Genomic DNA, 21,372 nt, shown 5'->3' with positions numbered 1-21,372 from the left:
TCGATTTTTATGCCGTCCTGCAACATGAACTGATCACTGTCGGGTGGCCCCGCCGGGCACCCCGGGACTTAGAATCGCGAACATGAAGGCCAAGAAAACCTCCGCTGTCACCAAGCGCGCCGGCACCAGCAAGCCGGCGGTGAAACCGGTTGCGCCGGTGCGCACCAATGCCCGCGTCCTGCAGAAGGAAGCGACGCGCGCGGCCATCCTGCAGGCGGCGCTGCAGGTGTTCGCAGAGCATGGTTACGCCGGCAGCTCCACGCGCGACATCGCCGCACTGGCCGGCGCCCATCACGCGCTGATCAAGTATTACTTCCAGAACAAGGAAACCCTGTGGCAGGAGGCCGTCACGTTCCTGTTCAAGCGCCAGGCCGAGGAGCTGAGCTACGAACCGCCGCCGGGCGCGCTGAGCACGGCGCGCGGACGGCGCGAGCACGCGCGCGAAGTGCTGCGCCGCTGGGTGGTCTACTGCGCCCGCCATCCCGAGCATGCGCGGCTGATGGTGCAGGAGAGCGTGCGCGACAGCGATCGCCTGAACTGGGTCGCCGACACCTTCGTCAACCGCACGTCGCAGGGCGCGCGGGCGCTGGTCGATCTGCTGCAGAAGGAGAAGATGCTGCCGGCCGACGTCTCGCCGGTGGCGCTGATCTACATCATCGTCGGCGCGGCGCAGATGTTCTACACGCTGGCGCCCGAAGTGCGCCGCGTCTGGAAGGTGGATCCGGCGACCGACGCCGCGATCGAAGCGCATGTCGATGCGCTGCTGGCGGTGTTCATTCGCTGAAGCAACCGCGATCATCGTAGCCTGGGTGAAACCCAGGGCATCTGGCTCGCAACGAGCATCGACCCCGGGTTTCACCCGGGCTACGCGGCTGTGAATCCCCGATAGTCCGTTCGTGTCGAGTGCCTGCGGAGCAGGTGTATCGAGACACCAGCGCAGGCTACGCCGCCTTCGTCTTGCGCGCCGCAATCTCCTCGACGATCTTCGCGTGCAGCTGCAGGCTGACCGGATAGCGCCAGATCAAGGCGAGTGAACAGAGCCCGCCGATCAGCGGAATCCAGAACATCATCTGCTTGATGCCTTCGATCGTCTGCGGCGTCTGCTCCGCATTGGCGACATAGCCAACCTGCTGCAGCGCGACGCCGAGCAGGCCCGCGCCCATGCCGAGCGCCACTTTCTGGCCGAGCACGCCCAGGCCGAAGACCAGCGATTCGGTGCGGACGCCGCTGCGCCATTCGCCGTACTCGACGGTGTCCGGCAGCATCGACCAGAAGCACACGGCGTAGGACGCGGAGCCGATGCCGGTCAGCGCCAGGGCGGCGAAGTGCAGCGTCACCGACGAGCCGTCGACCAGATGCCACATGATCAGTCCGCAAAGGCTGGGGATCGCACCGATGATCCAGGCATTGCGTTTGCCGTACCTGCGCGCGATCACCGCGAACACCGGCACGAACAGCGCAATCATCAACGCCGTCACCGCGAGCGCTACGCCGCCGAGGTCTTCGCGGTGCATGACGTACTTGAAGTAGTACAGCAGGTTCTTGCCGAACAGTGTGCTGCAGAACTGGCCGATCATGACGGCGCCGAGCACCAGCAGCAGCGCGTTGTTCTTCATCAGCGCCTGCAGTGTTGCCGACCAGTCCATCTTCAGTGTCGATGGCGGTTCGTCGACGTCGTGGCCGCGCGTCGCCCAGGCGACCAGCAGCAGCAGCACGCTCGCCGTCGCGCCGAAGAAGATCGCCAGCAGCAACCAGCCGCGGCGCGGCGACTCCGGCGTTGCCAGCGCATGCACCCACGGCAAGGTCAGCGCGGCGACCAGCACCGCGGCCAGTGTCGCGAACACCATGCGGATGCCGGCGAGATCGGCACGCACGCGCGCATCGCTGGTCACGCGGGCGAACAGCGCGGCATAGGGAATCGCAATCACCGCGTAGACGGTGCGGAACGCAAAGTGCATCACCGTCGCGAAGGCGACGACGCCGGCGTCGCTGCCGGCCGGGCCGAGGAACATCGCGGTGAAGGCGAGCGCGAGCGGAATGCCGCCGAACATCAGATAAGGACGATAACGCCCGTAACGGCTGCGCGTGCGATCGACGACGGCGCCGATCATCGGATCCAGCGCGGCGTCCCAGATCAGCGCTGCCATATAGATGGTGCCGGCAATCGCCGGCGGCAGGTTGAGGACGTCGGTATAGAAGAACAGCAGATATAGCGAGGCGAACTGCCAGTACAGATTGAATCCGAAGTCGCCTGCACCGAGCGCGAGCTTGCGCCCGAAGCCCAATTCCCCCACTGCCTTGCTCATCTTCCGTCTCCTCGGTCGATCACCAGCGCACTGGCGATCGCGATCATCCAGCCCTCAGTCGTTGCTGATTCGCCGCTGCCAAGTTGCGGGCTGGCGAACTTATTAACCGACTGTATAATGAACACAGAATGTAGCAGGGGGAGAAGAATGTCAAAACAATGGATAGCCGCGCGTGGCGCGAGCTTCATCGACACCGAAGGTCGCCAGGTCATCCTGCGCGGCGTCAATCTTGGCGGCGACTGCAAGCTGCCGTATCCGGACGGCGGCACCGATCGTCCTTCCGACTTCGCCAATCATCGCGAGGTGAGCTTTGTCGGCCGGCCGTTTCCGCTCGAGGAGGCCGACGAGCATCTCGGCCGCCTGAGGAACTGGGGCTTCAACCTGCTGCGCCTGCTGGTGACCTGGGAAGCGGTCGAACACGCCGGGCCGAAGCAGTATGACGCTGACTATCTCGAGTACATCCGCGCGGTCTGCCTCAAGGCTGCCGAGCACGGCCTCGCCGTGTTCATCGACTTTCATCAGGACGTCTGGAGCCGCATGAGCGGCGGCAGCGGTGCGCCGTGCTGGACCTTCGACGCGCTGGGTCTCGACTACCGCCGCTTCGATGCGGCGCATGCCGCGCATGTCATGCAGTATCGCTACGACTACAACAGTCCGGAAAAGCGCCAGGAAGACCGCTATCCGACGATGAGCTGGCCGCAGAACTACCGCATGCCGGCCAACTGCATCATGTGGACGGCCTTCTTCGCCGGTGCGACGTTCACGCCGGACTGGAAGATCGACGGACTCAATGTCCAGGACTATCTGCAGGATCACTATCTCGGCGCGATGCATGCGCTCGCGCAGCGCGTCAGCGATCTGCCGAACGTCATCGGCTTCGACACGCTCAACGAGCCCGGCCTCGGCTGGATCGGCAAGAAGATGAGCGAGCGCCCGGCCGGCAAGGTCGCCGGCGATTTCGCCGTCGGCCTCGCCGGCCCGGCCTGGACGCCGCTCGACGGCCTGCGTGTGGCGCGCGGTCTGCGTACGCCGGTGCCGGTGCTGGCGATCGTCAACAACGAACTGGTCGTCGCCAGCGAGATCGATGCCAATCCGCAGGGTCTTTCGCTGTGGAAGGACGGTGTCAGCGATCCCTTCGAGGCAGCCGGCATCTGGAAGCTGGACAACGGCACCGTCAGCGTCGCCGACGAGAACTTCTTCTTCCGTCGCGGCGACAAGGCGATCGACGCCGAACGCGAGTTCATGCGGCCGTTCTACCAGAAGGTCGCGGCGACGATCCGTCCGCTGCGCAGCGAATGGCTGCTGTTCGCCGAGATCAATCCGCATGTCATCGTGCTCGGCCGCAGTTTTCCGGCCGAAATGCCGAGCGCATCGGTCAACGCCAGCCATTGGTACGACATCGAGCTGCTGGTCAGCAAGCGCTTCAAGACCGTGCTGACCGCCGCTGAGCGAAAGGCGGTGCGCGAGCGCTATCAGTTCCAGCTCGGTTACCTGAAGATGCTCGGCGATCGCATCAACGGCGGCGCGCCGAGCCTGATCGGCGAATGCGGCATTCCCTACGACATCAACGACGGCGAAGCGTATGCGCGCTGGGCCGCCGGCGAACGCGGCGCCGATGTCTGGGGCGCGCAGACGATGGCGCTGGCGCTGATGTACGACGCGCTCGATGCGCTGCTGCTGTCGTCCACGCAGTGGAACTACACCGCGAGCAATCGCAACGACCTGCGCATCGGCGACGGCTGGAACCAGGAAGACCTGTCGATCTTCTCGCGCGATCAGTGGACCGATGCCGACGATCCGGACTCAGGCGGCCGCGCGGTCGAAGGATTCTGCCGACCCTACGTGCAGCGCTCGCAAGGCAAGCTCAAGCAGTGCAGCTACGACAGCGAGGGCGGCACGCTGAAGGCCATCGTCGATGTCGATCCGGCGGTCGGCGCGGCCACCGAGATCTATGTGCCGCATCGCTTCCGGGACTCGCTGGCGGTCGGGATCGATGGCGCCGCGCAGTGGAGCTTCGATGCGCAGCAACGGCTGCTGCGCGTGACGGCGAGCGCCGCGGGAACCTTGCAGATCGAAGTGCGCGGCCTGCGCGTCACGCAGAACGACAAGCCCGCGCTGACGGCTGCCTGAAGGGCCTTCAGGCCTGCGGCGCTGTCGCGAAAGCGGCGGCGCCGAGCAGGCCCACCGCCGGGTGCAGGATGTTCCAGGTCGGTATGCGCTGCATCAGCGGCGTGTGACGGCCCTTGGCTTCGAAGCGCGCGCGGAATGCCGAGCGCTGCAGGCGCGCCGCCAGCTTCTGCGCGATACCGCCGCCGACATAGACCCCGTCCCAGGCACCGAGCGTCAGCGCGACATCGCCGGCCACCGAACCGAGCAGCGCGCAGAACGTCTCGACCGTGCGGTCGGCGACGCTGTCGGCCTTTGCGTCCGCTTCGGCGACGATGAACTGCGGCTCGCTGTGCTCGGCGGCGCTGCCTTCGATCGCGCAGATCGCCTCGTACAGGTTGACGAGCCCGGCACCGCACAGCAGCCGCTCGTTGGATACGCGCTCGTACTTGCCGAGCAGATGTCTGAGGATGGCCATCTCGAACTCGTTGGCCGGCGCGAAGCCGGCATGGCCGCCTTCGGACTCGATCACGACGCCGCGTCCGCTGGCCAGACGCAGGCCGCCGACGCCGAGGCCGGTGCCCGGACCCAGTGTCGCGTAGCTGCGTTCGTTGCCGATGCGCGCCGGAATGTCGGCCATGCCGAGCCGGTCCAGATCCGTCGACAGCAGATGCGGCAGCGCCATGCTCAGGGCGGCGAAGTCGTTGACGATGCGCAGATCCGGCATGCGCAGCTCGGTCTGCAGCTGACGGATCGAGAACGACCAGGGGCTGTTGGTCAACTTGATCGTGTCCGCGCTGACCGCGGATGCAACCGCGAACACCGCGGTCTGGATATCGGCCGACGCACCGGCGCCGCGCAGATAGGCCTGCGCGGCCGCCTGCAGCGTCGGATGCTCCTCGACGGCGAGCACGCGGATATCGCTGAGCTGCAACTGGCCGCCTTCGTAGCGGGCCAACGCAAAACGCGCATTGGTGCCGCCGATATCAGCCACCAGCACACTGCGGATTGCCGTCATGAGCCACGCCTCTTCGGTTGGGTAGATTTGCGCGAAACCGCTTCGGACACCGGCAGGCCGAGGCGGCGGCTGCGCAGACTGTGCTTGACCCGCTCGAGGCGATCAATACAGCCGGGCCCCAGCGCCAACGCGATGCCGACGCACAGCGCGTCGATGACCACCAGATGCGCGAGACGCGAGGTCATCGGCGTATAGATGTCGGTGTCCTCGAGCACATCGACGTGCAGGCTCAGGGTCGCGACGCGGGCCAGCGGTGAAGTCCCGTTGGTGATCGCGATCACGGTCGCGCCACCGGCAACGGCGGCGCGCACGCAGTCGACCATGTCGACCGTGCGACCGCTGGCCGAGATGGCCAGCACCACGTCGCCGGCGCCGAGCACCGTAGCAACCATGCTCATCGAATGCGGATCGGCGGATGCCGCACAGGGAATGCCGAAGCGCAGCAGCTTGTGCTGCGCATCGTCGGCGACGATGGCCGAGTTGCCGACGCCGAAACACTCGATGCGCCGTGCCTTGGCGAGCAGCGCAACCGCGCGCGCCATCGCCTGCGGATCGAGATGATTGCGCACGTCGATCAGCGCACCGATCGCCCGATCGAAGACCTTCGGCACGACACGCTGCGGCGTGTCGTCGGCCTCGACGTCGCTGTGCACGAAGCGCACACCGGTCGCGATGCTCTGCGCCAGATGCATCTTGAACTCGCGGAAACCGCTGAAGCCCATGGCCGTCGCGAAGCGCGCGACGGTGGGTTGGCTGACGCCGGCCCGCTGCGCCGCTTCGGCGATGGACCACTGCAACGCCTGCGCGGGGTCCTTGAGAATGAGTTCGGCGACATCGCGCTCGGAACGGCGCAGGGCCGGCAGCGCCTGGCTCATGCGTGCGATCAGCGCGCCCTGCGCCGGCACGATGCCGGCCGCGGCTTTCTTCTTCGCCGTCATGGGCAGTAATACAGATGCAGCGGCGCCTGCTGCTGCCGCAGCACGGCGGCGACCGGCAATTCACTGGCCGTCGCGGTAGCCGCACGCTCGACGACCGCACGCTTGGTCGCGCCCTGCATCGGCAGCAGGATCTGCCGCGCCTGCAGTATCGGCGGCAGCGTCAGCGTCAGCCGCACATGCGGCGCGGTCGTCGGTGTCACGATCGCGACCTGATCCGCGGTCGCTGCTTCCATCGCCGCCGCGGTGCCCGCAGCGCCGGGAAACCACGATGCGGTGTGACCGTCCTCGCCCATGCCCAGCACGACGACGTCGGCCGGCCAGGGCAGTGTGGCGACGCGCAGGCGCGCCGGTTCCAGCTCCGCGATGGCATCGAAGCCATCTCCGATCAACGGCACGAACTGCGCCGCCGTGGCCTTGCCCTGCAGCAGATGACGGCAGATCAGTGCATCGTTGCGGTCTGCCGAATCGAAGCCGACACAGCGCTCGTCGACCAGCCCGACACAGACGTTCTCCCAGGCCAGTTCATGCCGGCTGAGCTGTTCGAAGAACGCGATCGGACTGCGCCCGCCGGACAGCAGCAGCAGCGCCTGGCCGCGCTCGGCAATCGCCGCGGCCAAGGCATCGGCAACATGGCGTGCCAGCGCCTGCGCCTGCGCCGCCGCATCGGGGAGAATCCGCTGCGCGATGAAGGCCGGCAGCTGTAGCGCGCTCCCCGCGCTCATCAGGATTCCTCGTGCCAGGTGTGGTTCTCGCGAACGATCAGCGCGTTCGCGCTGGCCGGCCCCCAGCTGCCGGCCGGGTAGTGCTTGAGGCCGACGGCGCCTTGCGCCGCCCAGCTGTCGAGGATCGGCTCGACCCAGCGCCACGCCGCGTCGACTTCGTCGCGACGCACGAACAGCGTCAGCTTGCCGCGCACCGCATCCATCAGCAGTCGCTCGTACGCATCCCAGGGACGCGTGTGATAGGTCCGCGTGAACGACAGGTCGAGGCTGACCGGCCGCAAAGACATGGCTTCGCCCGGCACCTTCGCCATCACCTTGAGTCGCAGCCCTTCATCAGGCTGCAGGCTGATCACCAGTCGGTTCGCCGGACCGCCGGCGGCGGTCGCCGGGAACAGCGCATGCGGCACATCGCGGAAGGTGACGACGATCTCGGCAAGGCGCTCCTGCATGCGCTTGCCGGTGCGCAGATAGAACGGCACGCCGGCCCAGCGCCAGTTGTCGATGTTCGCCTTGAGCGCAACGAAGGTTTCGGTCGCGCTGTCGGCAGCAGTGCCGGGTTCGTCGAGATAGCCGGGCACGGCCTGGCTGCCGATCGCGCCGCTGCGAAACTGGCCGCGCACGGCCTTGGTTTCGACATCGGCTGGCGTGAAGCGCCGCAGCGCGCGCAGCACCTTGAGCTTTTCGTCACGCAACGCGTCGGAGTCGACGCTGGACGGCGGTTCCATCGCGACGATGCACAGCAGCTGCAGCAGATGGTTCTGCACCATGTCGCGCAGCGCACCGATGCCGTCGTAGAACTCGCCGCGGCTTTCGACGCCGACGGTTTCGGCGATCGTGATCTGCACGTCGCGAATGCAGTTGCGGTTCCACAGCGACTCGAAGAACGCGTTGCCGAAGCGCAGCGCGATCAGGTTCTGCACCGCTTCCTTGCCGAGGTAGTGATCGATGCGGAAGATCTGGTGCTCAGCGAACACCGCACCGACTTCGGCGTTGATGCGATCCGCCGAAGCGAGATTGCGACCCAGCGGTTTCTCCAGCACGACGCGGCTGTTCGGCGTCACCAGATCGCTGTGACGCAGATGGCCACAGATCGTCGAGAACAGCCCGGGCGTCGTTGCCATGTAGAACACGCGCGTGCGGCCGCTGTCGTTGCCGAGCCGCTCGGCCAGCACCGCATATTGCTCGGCCTTGCCGAGATCCATGCTGACGTAGTCGACGCTCTGGGCGAACGCAGCCCAGTCGGCATCCTTGAAGTCCTTGGCGCCGATATACAGACGCCCGCTCTCTTCGGCAGTCGCCAGGAACTGTTCGCGGGACAGCTGCTGACGCCCGACCGCGAGGATTCGCCAGCCGGACGTGTCCTTGGTGTCGCGATGGCGGTAGTACAGCGCCGGCAGCAGCTTGCGCATCGACAGATCGCCGCTGCCACCGAAGATGACCAGATCGAAAGACTCCTGACTCGACATCCTGCGCGCCCCGGCATGTAGTATTACTACCTGCCATTCTGAAAGCGCGCACCCGCCCCGTCAATGGCGGACTACACCTTTCCGGGCACGAGTTCTGCTGGTTCAGTGGCGCTTCAGTGCAAGCCCCGGAATCTTGCCGAGGCCGGAAGCGCGGCTTAGTATGTTGCAAAACTACGCGCCGGCCTGCAGCCAGGAGCCGCAGCCGGCCTGCCGGAAGCACGCCTATGCCACCGCAAGACCGATCCACCCCGCCGGCAGCGCCGACGCCAATACACCCGGCGATCGCCACGGTTACCGCCCGCATCCGCGCGCGCAGCAGCGCCACGCGCGCGGATTACCTGCAGCGCATGGATCAAGCCCGCGCCGCGGGCTCGCAGCGCAGCCGCATTTCCTGCACCAACCTCGCGCATGCCTTTGCCGCGGCGGAGGGCGACAAGCCCGCACTGCGGGCGATGCGCTGGCCGAACCTGGCCATCGTCTCCAGCTACAACGACATGCTGTCGGCCCATCAGCCCCTGCAGAAGTATCCGGAGCTGCTGAAAACCGGCGCACGGCGGGCGGGAGCAGTCGCGCAGTTCGCCGGCGGCGTGCCGGCGATGTGCGATGGCGTCACCCAGGGCCAGCCCGGCATGGAGCTGTCGCTGTTCTCGCGCGACGTCATCGCGATGGCGACTGCGGTGGCGCTGTCGCACAACACTTTCGACGGCATGCTGTGCCTCGGCGTCTGCGACAAGATCGTGCCCGGCCTCTTGATCGGAGCGCTTGCTTTCGGCCACATGCCGGCCATCTTCGTGCCCGGCGGACCGATGACCTCGGGCCTGCCGAACAAGGAAAAGGCGCGCGTGCGCCAGCTGCATGCCGAGAAGAAGATCGGCGAGGAAGAACTGCTCGATGCCGAGATGCAGTCCTACCATGGCCCCGGCACCTGCACGTTCTACGGCACCGCCAACAGCAACCAGATGCTGATGGAGGTCATGGGCCTGCACCTCCCCGGCAGCGCCTTCGTCAATCCGAACACGCCATTGCGCACCGCGCTAACAGAAGCCGCCGCCGAACGCTGCGGCCGCATCACCGCATTGGGCGATCAGGCGATTTCCCTGGCGCAGATCGTCGACGAGCGCGCGATCGTCAATGCCATTGTCGGCCTGCTGGCGACCGGCGGATCGACCAATCACACGATTCATCTGGTCGCGATCGCCCGCGCCGCCGGCATCCTCATCGACTGGAGCGACTTCGACGAACTGTCCGCGGCCGTGCCGCTGCTGACGCGCATCTACCCGAACGGCAGCGCCGACGTGAACCAGTTTCACAGCGCCGGCGGCATGGGCTTCCTGATCCGCGAGCTGCTCTCGGCCGGGCTGCTGCATGCCGATGTCGAGACCGTCATGGGCCGCGGCCTCGATCACTACACCCGCGAGCCGCACTGGGAAAACGACACGCTGTTCTGGCGCGAAGCCACGACGGCGAGCCACGATCGCGACATCCTGCGCGGCGTTGCCGAACCGTTCGCCGACGAGGGCGGCCTGCGATTGCTGCGCGGCAATCTGGGGCGCGCGGTCATCAAGACCTCCGCGGTCAAGCGCGAATATCAGACCGTCACCGCTCCCGCGATCGTGTTCGACAGCCAGGAAGCGATGCTCGAAGCCTTCGACCGTCAGGAACTCGAGCGCGACTTCGTCGCGGTGGTCCGCTACCAGGGCCCGCGCGCGAATGGCATGCCGGAGCTGCACAAGCTGACGCCGTCGCTGGGCGTGCTGCAGGATCGCGGTTTCAAGGTCGCGCTGGTCACCGACGGACGCATGTCCGGCGCCTCCGGCAAGGTGCCGGCGGCAATTCACGTCACACCGGAATGCCTCAACGGCGGGCCGCTCGCGCGCGTGCGCGATGGCGACGAGATTCGTGTCGATGCGATCAGCGGCACGCTCGAAGTCCTGGTCGACGCTGCCGAACTCGCCGCCCGCGAAGTCGTCATTCCGGACCTGCTGCCCAACGGCCACGGCGTCGGCCGCGAACTGTTCGCCAACTTCCGCAACAACGCGGACGGCGCCGAGCAGGGCGCGGCGACCTTTGGCTGGTCGGGCGGCGTGGCGGTGGCGGCATGAACGCGCGTGAACTGCTGAAGCTGAGTCCGGTGATGCCGGTGCTCGTCATCGACGACCTCTCGCAGGCCGTGCCGCTGGCTCGGGCCCTGGTCGGCGGCGGCATCCGCGTCCTCGAGGTCACGCTGCGCACCCGCACGGCGCTCGATGCGATTCGCGCCATCGCGGAGCAGGTGCCGGATGCCGTCGTCGGCGCCGGCACGATCCTCAGTGTCGATGACCTCGCCGCCGCGCGTGCGGCCGGCGCGAGTTTCGGCATCAGCCCCGGCTCGACACCCGCGCTGTTGCGCGCAGGCATGATCGAAGGCTGGCCCTATCTGCCCGGCGCGACGACGGCAAGCGAGGTCATGCTGGCCCGCGATGCGGGCTACAGGACCTTGAAGTTCTTTCCGGCCGAGGCGGCCGGCGGCTGCGCAATGCTGAAGTCGCTGTACGGTCCTCTGCCGGACATCCAGTTCTGCCCGACCGGCGGCATCACGCCGGACAGCGCACGTCATTATCTCGCGCTGCCGAATGTCGGCTGTGTCGGCGGCTCCTGGCTCGCGCCGGCTTCATTGCTGGGTGCTGGCGACTGGGACGGCATCCGCGCGCTTGCACAACAAGCGCCGCACTACGCGTGAGTCCGTAGGATGGGCTGAGCGCAGCGAAGCCCATCATCATCACCGCTGCACCGATGGGCTTCGCAAAGCTCAGCCCATCCTACGTTGACCGTAGATACCCCGACGTCAATCCCGTAGCCCGGGTGAAACCCGGGGCGCCGCTGCGCGCAGGCGCCCCGGATTGCATCCGGGCTACGGTGTGTCGAAACCTCAGAACACCTGGCAGGCGGTGCGGATTGCCAGCGCCAGCAATACCAGAGAAGACAGCACAAACAGGGCGAAGCGAACTTCGATCTTGTTGACCGTCGCCTGGAACAGGCTGTGCACGATGCGCACACCGACATAAGTCCACGCCAGGTTGACGCTCAATGCCGTCGTATCACCGAGCACGGCAAGCACGAGACCGGTCGCATAGAACAGCGTCGGCATCTCGAACAGATGGTTGTAGTTGTCGGCCTTCCAGCGCACGTTGGCCGGCAGCTGGTTCATCTGTTCGCCGCGGGGCGCCATCGGATCCATCGCCATCTTGGATTTCATGATCGCGGGAATGCGCGTCGCGTACATCCACAGCCACATCGCGAAGGTCCACAGCACCAGCGCCATGACCGGCGCCAGCATCGGCATCTTTGCTTCCATTTCGCCCCCCATTGATTGCTGCCGCAGGCTGCGGCCCGGCCATTCTGCCCGGAAAGCCGGGCCCGCTTCCCTACCCGCCCGGCTTCCGCGCGGAGCGTCGCCGTTGCGGCAGCGGCTGGCCCGCCTCGGCGACCACCCAGTCGACAAAGGCGCGCACCTCGGGCCGCTCGGCCGCGCTCGGCTCGGGAATGACAAAAAAGGCACGCGTTGCCTGCGGCATCGGTACCGCGCTCTTGCCGGCGGCGAACGGCACGACCAGGCGGCCGCTTTCGATCAGATGCGCAAGCAAGGGCAGCCTCCCCAACGCGACGCCCTGACCGTCGAGCGCTGCATGAATCATCTGGTCGTACAGCGAGAAGCGCAGATCGCCGGCTGACTTCAGCCCGCTCATTCCATGCGCCTCAAGCCAGGTCGGCCACTCCAGCCACGGCGTGGTGTCGACGTAGTCGTCGTGCAACAAAGTGTGATGGCGCAGATCTTCGGGCTTCCGCAGTGGCCGGCTGCGATCCTTGAGCAGGTGCGGACTGCACATCGGCACGACCTCTTCGCCAAACAGCTTGCGTGCGAGCGGCGGCACGCTGTCCGGGCTGCTGTAGCGAATCGCGACATCGATGCGTTCGCGCGTCAGGTCCGCGAGGCGGTTGTCGGCGGCGATGCGCACATCGGCCAGCGGATGCTGCGCGCGAAACTGCGGCAGACGCGGCAGCAGCCACAGCGATGCGAACGACACGACGGTGGTCACCGTCAGCGTGTTCGAAGTCTTCAGCCCGCGAATGCGCCGGGTGGTCTGTTCCAGGCTACGCAGCGCCTCGGCGACCGTTCGTTGCAATAGCTGGCCGGCCTCGGTCAACAGCAGCGCGCGGTGACGCCGCTCGAACAGCACGACGCCGAGCTGCTCTTCCAGGGCCTGCACCTGCCGCGAGATCGCGGACTGCGTCAGGTGCAGTTCCGCCGCGGCGCGCGTGAACGACAGATGGCGCGCGGCGGCTTCGAAGCCGATGAGCAGATCAAGCTGCGGCAGTGTCTGATGTGCCATTTGGCATTCCCATTACGCATGCATGGGATGCAAAGATATCGTTTGAGCGCTCTCACTTCCAGGCGGATGATTCGATCCACGCAAGGAGGCCGCTGGATACCATGCATGAGAGTGAAGCATGCCATCCGGACCTCCGCCGAGACTACAGCCACCGGAGCCATCCATGAACAAGCCGCATTCCAGACTTCTGACCGCCGCCGCCCTGGCGCTGGCCAGCCTCGCGGTTTCCGCGCAGGAACCGCAAGCCTCGACGCCTTCCGCGATCGGCCTTCAGATCGCCAGCCAGGGCAACGCCGCATTGCTAAGCATCCGCAGCGAGTTGGCGCTCAATCTCAAGCAGAGCGTTGCGTCACAGCGCCTGATTCCCGCACCGGCGTTCGTGAGGCAGGAGGCCGCGCCCGCCGCGCTGACCGCAGGATTGCGCGTCGCCCTCAGCCCTTGAACGTCGACAGACCGAAATCGCCAAACGGTTCGTCGCGCTCGCGCACGGCCTGCCTGAAGCCGGCTTCCGCGGCGCGCTGCTGGAAGGCATAGCCCTCCGCCGTATGGCGGGTGATGCCGTCGAAGACAGTGCCGAGAATCTGCGTCGTCTGCAGCCCCTGCTGCATCACCGACTGATTGAGCAGCAGCTTCATCATCACCAGCTGGTTGACCGGCATGCGCGCGATGCGCTCCAGCAGAATCTCGAAGCGGGCATCGAGCTGATCCGCCGGCGCGGACTCGATCGCGAGGCCCCATTCACGCGCTTCCTTGCCGGACAGGCAATCGCCAGTGAACAGCAGGCGCTTGGATTTCTCCAGGCCGATGCGATGGAACCAGATCGACGTGGTCGGCGAGCCCCACACGCGCGCCGGTGGATAGCCGATCTTCGCGTCGTCGGCGATGACCAGCAGGTCCGAACAGAGCGCCATGTCGGTGCCGCCAGCGACGCAGAAGCCGTGCACCTTGCAGACGACCGGCTTCTCGCTGTGGAACAGGCTCATGAAGCCCTTCACATTGCGATGCATCATCGCGTAGTCGGTCATCGGGTCCCACTGCGAACCCGGCACGTGGTTCTGCATCTGCACGCGCGGATCGAGCACCGATCCCTGCGGTCGATGCGCGCTGGCTTCGCCGATCGTCATGCTCTCGGCGCTGTCGACCAGATCGTAGCCGCCGCAGAATCCGCTGCCGTTGCCGGACAGCGCGATCACATGCACGGCGCGATCGATGTTCGCGCGCTCGACGCACTCCGCCAGCTCGCGCGGCATGTCCATCGTGATGCCGTTGCCGCGCGCCGGCCGGTTCAAGGTGATGCGCGCAATGCGCCCGGTCACCGCGTAGGTCATCGTCTTGAGCGTGTCCATCGTCGGCTCCTATCGATCGAACTGGCCGTGGCGGCCGGTGCCGGCGCTGAATCGGCTGGCACCGGCGACGGTCTCGCCGGACTGCAGCGTGCTCATGCCGTAGCGCAACTCGTTGGCGATGGCGGCCGTTTCGTCCATGCCCCATTGCTCGTAGGCACTGCGGCGATCACCGCGCATGCAGGTCTGCGGAAAGCCGGCGATCTGCAGCGCCAATGCCTCCGCGGCCACCAGAGCCTGGCCGGCGGCGACACGGCGATTGGCGAGACCGATGTGTTCGGCCTCGACCGCATCGACAGCGCGACCGGTGAGGATCAGATCCATCGCGCGACTCATGCCGATCAGGCGCGGCAGGCGCACGGTGCCGCCATCGATCAGCGGTACGCCGAAGCGGCGGCAGTAGACGCCAAAGACGGCGCTGTCGTCGGCGACACGAAGATCGCACCACAGCGCCAGCTCGAGCCCGCCGGCGACGCAGTAACCGGACACCGCGGCGATCACCGGCTTGCTCAGCTGCATCCGTGTCGGCCCCATCGGGCCATCGCCATCGGGGGCGATGCGATTGACGTGCGCCGCCGCGCCGCTGGCGACCGCCTTGAGATCCGCGCCCGCGCAGAAATGCTCGCCGGCACCGCTGAGAATCGCGACCCTGAGCTCGGCATCGGCCTCGAATTCGCGGAATGCCGCAGCCAAGGCTTCGGCGGTCGGCCGATCGACCGCATTGCGTGCGTCGGGGCGATTGATCTTCACGTGCAGCAACGGCGGCTTGCGCTCGATCAACACGCGCGGGGCTTCTGCAGACTCGCTCATCCGGGCCTCGATTCGTTTGTTACGTCTTGTTGCACTATACATCCGATTCTGTAATGTTAAAGCCCCTGCCTCGCAGAGCCTTGCCGTGACCGCCGCCCAGCCGCCCAGTCCTAAGCACCTGATCCTCAACCTGCTGCTGGCCGCCAACGGCGAGACGATGACGGCGCGCGATGCAATCAACGCCTGCGCACTGTTCGGCATCCGCGAGAACAGCGTGCGCGTCGCGCTGGTGCGCCTGAGCGCGGAAAGCCTGATCGAAGCCGCCGGGCGCGGCGCCTATCGCTTCGGGCCGAAGGCGACGGGCCTTGCCGATGATGTGCGCCACTGGCGCGATGCGGAGCAACGGCTCTGCGACTGGTCGCAGCAGTGGATCGCCGTCCATCTCGGCGGCCTCGGCCGCAGCGACCGCAGCCGTGTGCGCGCGCGTGATCGCGCACTGGCGATGACCGGCCTGCGCGAACTCGAATCCGGTTTGTACATCCGCCCGGACAATCTGCGCGGCGGCGTCGAAGCGCTGCGCGAGCGCCTGCAGCGGCTCGGTCTCGACGACGATGCGCCGGTGTTCGTCGCCAGTGGATTCGATGCTGCGCGCGAACAGCGCGCACGCCGTCTATGGGATGGCAAGCGTCTCGACAAGAGCTATCGCAGCCTGCGGCAGCGGCTCGAGAAATGGCTGGCGCAGGCCGATGAACTGGAGCCCGAGGTCGCCGCGCGCGAGGCCTACCTGCTCGGCCACGAAGCGATCCGCAACCTGGTCTACGACCCGCTGCTGCCGGCACCGCTGGTCGACGTCGAAGCACGCAAGGCGTTCATCGATGTCGTGCAGCACTTCGATCACGCCGGCCACCTGATCTGGCAACAGCTGCATCCGATTCCCGCCTACGCGGGCCGCTCCATCGCACGCGGCGCACGGACCAACTGACATGACAACCGCAAGCGCCGGCAGCCCCCTGCGTCCGCGCGACGTGCTCAGCGCGGAACAGATTCGCGTGTTGACCGCGCGCTCCGACGGGCGCGGCTTGTGGGCGGTGTGTTCGACCTGGCTGGTCATCGCGGCGACGTTTGCGATCATCGCGCTGTGGCCGAATCCGCTGACGATCTTCTTCGGCACCTGGATGCTCGCCGGCCGCCAGCTGGCGCTCGCGATCCTCCAGCACGAAGCGGCGCACGGCACGCTGTTCCGCAGCCGTGCCTTGAACGATGTGCTCGGCGACTGGGCCTGCGCGCGACCGATCTGGCTCGACATGCACAAGTACCGCGCGCATCACCTCAAGCACCATGCGCATACCGGCCTCGCCGGCGATCCGGATCTGTCGCTGAGCGCGCCGTTCCCGGTCACGCGCCGTAGCCTGACGCGCAAGCTGTTGCGCGATATCTCCGGCTACACCGGATTCAAGGTCATGCTCGGCCATGTGCTGATGGCGGCCGGCATCATTCGCTGGACGGTTGCCAACGATATCGAGCGGCTGCCACCGGACGGACGCGGCGTGCTCGCGCGCATCGCGCTGACGCTGCGCGGTCTTGGCCCGGCGCTGCTGTTTCACGCCGCGCTGCTGGCGCTGCTGTGGAGCGTCGGCCAGGCCTGGTTGTTTACGTTGTGGGTTGTCGCTTACCTGTCGCCGTTCACGCTGCTGTTGCGCCTGCGCTCACTGGCCGAACACGCCTGCACCGAAGCGGTGGCGGACAGCTTCCGCAACACGCGTACCACGCATGCGGGATGGCTGGCGCGGATGACCGTGGCGCCGATGCGGGTCAACTTCCACATCGAGCATCACTTCATGGCGTCGGTGCCGTACTACCGGCTGCCGCAGCTGCACCGACTGCTGCGCGAGCAAGGTCTGCTGCAGATCACGCCGGGCTATCTCGATGTGTTGAAAACGGTGTCGTCGAAACCGGCGCTCGCCGTATAGGTAGCCCGGGTGAAACCCGGGATCTGCAGCTGCGTAACGACGATGGCCCCGGGTTTCACCCGGGCTACGGGATGGCGCCGACCAGAACCTCAGTGGCGCTCGCGATGCTCCACCATCAGGCAACGATCCTGCACGACCTTGATGCCGGCCTTCGCAAAGATCTCCGCCGCTTCGTCGTTGCGAATGCCCTGTTGCATCCACACCGCCTTGGGATGCGCGGCGAGGATTTCATCGACGTGCTTGGACACATCGGACGGCCGGCGGAACAGGTTGACCATGTCGATCTCGCCGCTGATCTCGCCAAGGCGCCACACCACCGGCTGGCCGAGGATCTGCTGCACTTCCGGATAGTAGACCGGCACCGGAACGATCTCGAAGCCGGCGTTGTGCATGTAGGCCGGCACGTAATGCGCGGGCTGGTTGGCGTGGCTTTCCGGCTTGATGCCGATGACCGCAATGCGGCGCGTCTGCGCCAGCAGTTCGGTGATGCCGGCTTCGTCGTCGATCAGAAACCGCTTCCAGTCGTTCCAGCGATCTAACATGGCACGCAGACTCGCAGTCATGGGCGGCTGATCATAGCCTGCGCGGCGGATCACCGGACGGCGCAGCGCCTCGCCCGACACTGGCGACGCAACCTCGGCCTTGTGCGGCTCAGATGTGGATCGCATGACCCAGCGCCGCGAGCGCCGCTTCCGGTACCGCTTCCGTCATCGTCGGATGCACGTGGATCGTATGCGCGATGTCTTCGAGCAGCGCGCCCATTTCCAGCGACTGCGCGAACTCACCGGACAGCTCGGCGGCATGTGCGCCGACCGCCTGGATGCCGAGCACCAGATGATTGTCGGCGCGCGCGGTGATGCGCACGAAGCCGCCGTCGGCGCCGGCTTCCATTGTCAACGAGCGGCCATTCGCGGCGAACGGAAATTGGCCGGTCACGACCTCGATGCCCTGGGCCTTCGCCTGCTCGGGGTTCAGACCAACGCTGACGATCTCCGGCTCGGTGAAGCACACCGCGGCAATCGCAACCGGATCGAAGGCGCGGCGCTTGCCGGCGATGATCTCGGCAACCATCTCGCCCTGCGCCGAAGCCTTGTGCGCAAGCATCGGCTCGCCCACCAGATCGCCGATCGCCCAGACGTTGCGCATAGAGGTGCGGCACTGCGCATCGACCTTGACGAAGGCGCCGGCCATGTCGACCGCCATCTTCTCCAGGCCCCAGCCCTGCGTGTTCGGCTTGCGGCCGATCGCGACGAGTACCTTGTCGCACTGGATGTCGCGCGCCGGCTCGTCGCCGGTCTGCACGTTCAGGCTCACGCCTTTGGCGGTCTGCTTTACGCCCAGCGCCTTGGTATTCAGGTGCACGGCGACACCGCGCTTCTTCAGCCACTGCTCGACCGGGCGCACCAGCGCAGCGTCGTAGCTCGGCAGCACACGCGGCAGCGCCTCGACAAACTCGACCTGCACGCCGAGCTTCGCGAACGCGATGCCCATCTCCAGGCCGATATAGCCGGCGCCGATGACGACCAGCTTCTTCGGCAGCGTCGTCAGCGACAGCGCTTCGGTGGAACTGATGACATTGCCGCCGAACGGCACGGTCGGCAGCGACGCGCTGATCGAACCAGTCGCGAGGATCACGTGCTCGGCCTGGATCGTCAGTGCCTCGTCGCCGCCGGTGATCTGGCAGGTCTTGGCATCGGAGAATTCCGCCTTGCCGTTGACGACGCGCACGCCGGCCTTCTTCAACAGGCCGGCGACGCCGTTGCTGAGGCGGTCGACGATGCCGTCCTTCCAGGCGATCGCCTGGCTCGCATCGAAGCTCGGCGCGGCGGACAGGCCGATGCCGAGATGCGGCTGCTGTGCATGCTTGGCGATGTCGTCGAACTTGCTCGCCGCGTGAATCAGTGCCTTCGACGGGATGCAGCCGCGAATCAGGCAAGTGCCGCCGAGCCGGGTCGACTCGACGAGCGTGGTCTGCAGGCCGAGCTGGCCGGCGCGAATTGCGGCGACGTAGCCGCCCGGCCCGCCACCGACCACCAGCACCTGTGTCTTCAGAGGTTCAATCACGGCTCACTCCATGAACAGGACGGCGGGATGTTCGAGCAGGCCCTTGAGCGCCTGGATGAACGAAGCCGCATCGAAGCCGTCGACGACGCGATGATCGAAGGACGACGACAGGTTCATCATCAGGCGCGGCACCAGCTGGCCGTTCACATACATGGGCCGCTCGATCATCTTGTTGACGCCGACGATCGCGACTTCCGGTGCGTTGATGATCGGCGTCGACACGATGCCGCCGAGCGCGCCGAGGCTGGTCAGCGTGATCGTCGAGCCGCTGAGTTCTTCGCGCGGTGCCTTGCCGCTGCGCGCGGCGTCGGCGAGGCGGCGGATCTCGCCGGCCATCTGCCAGACATCGAGCGTCTCGGCATGGCGCATGACCGGCACGATCAGACCGTTGGGCGTTGCGGTGGCGATGCCGCAGTGGACCGCGGCATGACGACGCACGATGCCGGCCTCGTCGTCGTAGAGCGCATTGCACTGCGGGAACTGCGGCAGCGTGCGGACCAGCGCCTTGACCAGGAACGGCAGCAGGCTCAGCTTCGGCTGATCCGGCTTGCGCATGTTGTTCAGGTGCACGCGCAGCGCTTCGAGTTCGGTGACGTCGACTTCCTCGACGTAGGCGAAATGCGGAATGCGCTGCTTGGCGCGCTGCATCGCCTCGGCGATCTTGCGGCGCAGACCGATGACCTTGATCTCTTCAACCGCGGTACGCGGCGCCATGGTGGTGGCGGCTCCGGCCGGCGCACGCCCCTTGCCCTCGACATGGGCATCGAGGTCAGCGTGGGTGATGCGCCCGGCCGGGCCGCTGCCATGGATGTACTGCAACTCGATGCCCATCTCTCGCGCGCGCTGGCGCACGGCGGGCGGCGCAATGGGCTTGTCGCCCGGCTTGCGTGCAACAATCGGGGCACTGCTCTGCGCAGCGCGCACTGGCGCCGCGGGCGCAGGCGCGGCCACTGGCTTGGGCGCCGCTTCAGGCGCCGGCGCTGCTTTCGGCGCTTCAGCCTTCGGCTTGTCGGCAACCGGCGCAGCCTTCGCCGGCTCGGCCTTTGCGTTGCCGGCGCCTTCGACTTCGAGAATCACCAGCGGCCCGCCGACGGCGACCATGTCGCCCGCTTCGCCGCACAGCTCGACGATCTTGCCGGCGACCGGCGACGGCAGCTCGACAGCGGCCTTCTCGGTCAGCATGTCGACCAGCGGCTGATCTTCGGCGACGACATCACCGACCTTGACGCGCCAGGTCGCAATCTCGCACTCGGCAATACCTTCGCCGACATCCGACAGCTTGAATACATAGCGTCCCATCGCTTAACCCTCCATCACTTGCTTGATGGCGCGACCGACGCGCTCCGGACCCGGGAAGTATTCCCACTCGAAGGCATGCGGATACGGCGTGTCCCAGCCGGTGACGCGCGCGATCGGCGCTTCGAGATGATTGAAGCAGTGCTCCTGCACCAGCGCTGAGAGCTCCGCGCCGAAACCGCCGGTGCGCGTCGCTTCATGGACGATGATGCAGCGGCCGGTCTTCTTGACCGACTCGACGATGGTGTCGAGATCGATCGGCAGCAGGCTGCGCAGGTCGATGATCTCGCCGTCGACGCCGCTTTCCTCGACCGCTGCGGCGCAGACGTGAACCATCGTGCCGTAAGCAAGCAGGGTGACGTCGTTACCAGGCCGCGTGATTGCGGCCTTGCCGATGTCGATGCGGTAATAGCCTTCCGGCACTTCAGACTGCGGGAACTTCGACCAGGGCTGCAGCGGCCGGTCGTGATGGCCGTCGAACGGGCCGTTATAGATGCGCTTGGGCTCGAAGAACATGACCGGATCGTCGTCCTCGATCGCGGCGATCAGCATGCCCTTGGCGTCGTAGGGATTCGACGGCATCAGCGTCTTCAGGCCCGAGACGTGGGTGAAGATGCCTTCCGGACTTTGCGAATGGGTCTGGCCGCCGAAGATGCCGCCGCCGCAGGGCGAACGCACGGTGATCGGCGCATTGAACTCGCCGCCGGAGCGATGGCGCAGGCGCGCGGCTTCCGACACCAGCTGGTCGAAGGCCGGATAGATGTAGTCGGCGAACTGGATCTCGACGACCGGTCGCAAGCCGTAGACGCCCATGCCGATCGCGGTGCCGAGGATGCCGCCTTCGGAGATCGGCGTATCGAAGCAGCGCGTCTTGCCGAACTTCTTCTGCAGGCCTGCCGTCGCGCGGAACACGCCGCCGAAGTAGCCGACGTCTTCACCGAAGACTACGACATTGGCGTCGCGCTGCATCATCACTTCGAGCGCGGAGTTGATCGCCTGGATCATGTTCATCGTTGCCATTTC

The 21,372-nt window shown here is 66.5% G+C and carries 20 protein-coding genes; 7 read left to right on the top strand and 13 right to left on the bottom strand.

Translation table 11 applies throughout. The features are described from left to right. Nucleotides 1–82 precede the first annotated feature (82 nt). Nucleotides 83–784 (top strand): TetR/AcrR family transcriptional regulator, encoded by a 702-nt coding sequence (locus AC3WUF_RS16605; protein WP_492427624.1) that lies wholly within the window; start codon nt 83–85, stop codon nt 782–784. A 157-nt stretch (nt 785–941) separates the two neighbouring features. On the opposite strand, the gene AC3WUF_RS16600 is transcribed toward AC3WUF_RS16605, so the two are convergent. Further along, nucleotides 942–2,306, bottom strand: a complete 1,365-nt coding sequence (locus AC3WUF_RS16600) for an MFS transporter (protein ID WP_492427622.1) — start codon at nt 2,304–2,306, stop codon at nt 942–944. A 147-nt stretch (nt 2,307–2,453) separates the two neighbouring features. Here AC3WUF_RS16600 and AC3WUF_RS16595 point away from each other — a divergent pair, with 147 nt between their 5' ends. Continuing rightward, nucleotides 2,454–4,436, top strand: a complete 1,983-nt coding sequence (locus AC3WUF_RS16595; RefSeq protein WP_492427620.1) for a cellulase family glycosylhydrolase — start codon at nt 2,454–2,456, stop codon at nt 4,434–4,436. A gap of 7 nt (nt 4,437–4,443) precedes the next feature. Here AC3WUF_RS16595 and glk read toward each other — a convergent pair whose 3' ends face one another. The 4 genes from glk to zwf are packed head-to-tail and all read right to left on the bottom strand — an operon-like array spanning nt 4,444 to nt 8,556. Beyond that, nucleotides 4,444–5,430 (bottom strand): glucokinase, encoded by a 987-nt coding sequence (gene glk, locus AC3WUF_RS16590; RefSeq protein WP_492427618.1) that lies wholly within the window; start codon nt 5,428–5,430, stop codon nt 4,444–4,446. After that, nucleotides 5,427–6,368, bottom strand: coding sequence for an SIS domain-containing protein (locus AC3WUF_RS16585; protein ID WP_492427616.1), 942 nt, complete (start codon nt 6,366–6,368; stop codon nt 5,427–5,429). Before AC3WUF_RS16585 ends, glk begins: the two co-directional genes overlap by 4 nt. Then, nucleotides 6,365–7,090 carry a 6-phosphogluconolactonase gene (gene pgl / locus AC3WUF_RS16580; RefSeq protein ID WP_492427614.1) on the bottom strand — a complete coding sequence of 242 codons (726 nt, stop codon included), beginning with the start codon at nt 7,088–7,090 and terminating at the stop codon, nt 6,365–6,367. Before pgl ends, AC3WUF_RS16585 begins: the two co-directional genes overlap by 4 nt. After that, nucleotides 7,090–8,556, bottom strand: coding sequence for a glucose-6-phosphate dehydrogenase (zwf, locus tag AC3WUF_RS16575; RefSeq protein ID WP_492427612.1), 1,467 nt, complete (start codon nt 8,554–8,556; stop codon nt 7,090–7,092). The genes pgl and zwf overlap by 1 nt, the downstream gene beginning before the upstream one ends. A 224-nt stretch (nt 8,557–8,780) precedes the next feature. On the opposite strand from zwf, the gene edd reads away from it, so the two are divergent. Next, a complete protein-coding gene (edd, locus tag AC3WUF_RS16570; RefSeq protein ID WP_492427610.1) occupies nt 8,781–10,658 on the top strand; it encodes a phosphogluconate dehydratase in 1,878 nt (625 codons plus the stop codon). Further along, complete coding sequence (locus tag AC3WUF_RS16565) at nt 10,655–11,275, top strand: bifunctional 4-hydroxy-2-oxoglutarate aldolase/2-dehydro-3-deoxy-phosphogluconate aldolase (RefSeq protein ID WP_492427608.1); 621 nt, start codon at nt 10,655–10,657, stop codon at nt 11,273–11,275. Before edd ends, AC3WUF_RS16565 begins: the two co-directional genes overlap by 4 nt. A gap of 189 nt (nt 11,276–11,464) precedes the next feature. On the opposite strand, the gene AC3WUF_RS16560 is transcribed toward AC3WUF_RS16565, so the two are convergent. Then, a complete protein-coding gene (locus tag AC3WUF_RS16560; RefSeq protein WP_492427606.1) occupies nt 11,465–11,890 on the bottom strand; it encodes an MAPEG family protein in 426 nt (141 codons plus the stop codon). 70 nt (nt 11,891–11,960) lie between these two features. Continuing rightward, nucleotides 11,961–12,926, bottom strand: coding sequence for a transcriptional regulator GcvA (gene gcvA / locus AC3WUF_RS16555; protein WP_492427604.1), 966 nt, complete (start codon nt 12,924–12,926; stop codon nt 11,961–11,963). A gap of 163 nt (nt 12,927–13,089) precedes the next feature. Between gcvA and AC3WUF_RS16550 the strand changes: the two genes are divergently transcribed. After that, nucleotides 13,090–13,368, top strand: a complete 279-nt coding sequence (locus tag AC3WUF_RS16550; protein WP_492427602.1) for a hypothetical protein — start codon at nt 13,090–13,092, stop codon at nt 13,366–13,368. On the opposite strand, the gene AC3WUF_RS16545 is transcribed toward AC3WUF_RS16550, so the two are convergent. Both AC3WUF_RS16545 and AC3WUF_RS16540 read right to left on the bottom strand, forming a co-directional pair. After that, nucleotides 13,358–14,272, bottom strand: a complete 915-nt coding sequence (locus AC3WUF_RS16545) for a crotonase/enoyl-CoA hydratase family protein (protein ID WP_492427600.1) — start codon at nt 14,270–14,272, stop codon at nt 13,358–13,360. The genes AC3WUF_RS16550 and AC3WUF_RS16545 overlap by 11 nt on opposite strands. Before the next feature lie 9 nt (nt 14,273–14,281). Then, entirely contained in the window at nt 14,282–15,079 is a 798-nt protein-coding gene (locus tag AC3WUF_RS16540) for a crotonase/enoyl-CoA hydratase family protein (RefSeq protein ID WP_492427598.1), read from the bottom strand. A 157-nt stretch (nt 15,080–15,236) separates the two neighbouring features. On the opposite strand from AC3WUF_RS16540, the gene AC3WUF_RS16535 reads away from it, so the two are divergent. Then, nucleotides 15,237–16,001 carry a PaaX family transcriptional regulator C-terminal domain-containing protein gene (locus tag AC3WUF_RS16535; RefSeq protein ID WP_492428419.1) on the top strand — a complete coding sequence of 255 codons (765 nt, stop codon included), beginning with the start codon at nt 15,237–15,239 and terminating at the stop codon, nt 15,999–16,001. A 1-nt stretch (nt 16,002) separates the two neighbouring features. Then, nucleotides 16,003–16,989, top strand: a complete 987-nt coding sequence (locus AC3WUF_RS16530; protein WP_492427596.1) for a fatty acid desaturase family protein — start codon at nt 16,003–16,005, stop codon at nt 16,987–16,989. A gap of 89 nt (nt 16,990–17,078) precedes the next feature. Here AC3WUF_RS16530 and AC3WUF_RS16525 read toward each other — a convergent pair whose 3' ends face one another. Genes AC3WUF_RS16525 through AC3WUF_RS16510 form a run of 4 tightly spaced genes read right to left on the bottom strand, consistent with a single transcriptional unit; the run spans nt 17,079 to nt 21,369 of the window. Continuing rightward, the gene (locus AC3WUF_RS16525; protein ID WP_492427594.1) at nt 17,079–17,657 is read right to left on the bottom strand and encodes a CoA-binding protein; all 579 of its coding nucleotides are present in this window, start codon (nt 17,655–17,657) and stop codon (nt 17,079–17,081) included. Then, the gene (gene lpdA / locus AC3WUF_RS16520; protein WP_492427592.1) at nt 17,641–19,053 is read right to left on the bottom strand and encodes a dihydrolipoyl dehydrogenase; all 1,413 of its coding nucleotides are present in this window, start codon (nt 19,051–19,053) and stop codon (nt 17,641–17,643) included. The genes AC3WUF_RS16525 and lpdA overlap by 17 nt, the downstream gene beginning before the upstream one ends. A gap of 3 nt (nt 19,054–19,056) precedes the next feature. Then, nucleotides 19,057–20,352, bottom strand: coding sequence for a dihydrolipoamide acetyltransferase family protein (locus tag AC3WUF_RS16515; RefSeq protein ID WP_492427590.1), 1,296 nt, complete (start codon nt 20,350–20,352; stop codon nt 19,057–19,059). Nucleotides 20,353–20,355: 3 nt separating this feature from the next. Beyond that, nucleotides 20,356–21,369: an alpha-ketoacid dehydrogenase subunit beta gene (locus AC3WUF_RS16510; protein WP_492427588.1), complete on the bottom strand. Its 1,014-nt coding sequence runs from the start codon at nt 21,367–21,369 to the stop codon at nt 20,356–20,358. Nucleotides 21,370–21,372 lie beyond the last annotated feature (3 nt).

It is taken from the genome of Fontimonas sp. FW305-C-3 (genome assembly GCF_058783185.1).
Note: the sequence above shows the minus strand (reverse complement) of the source record. Positions and strands in the feature narration are given on the sequence as shown.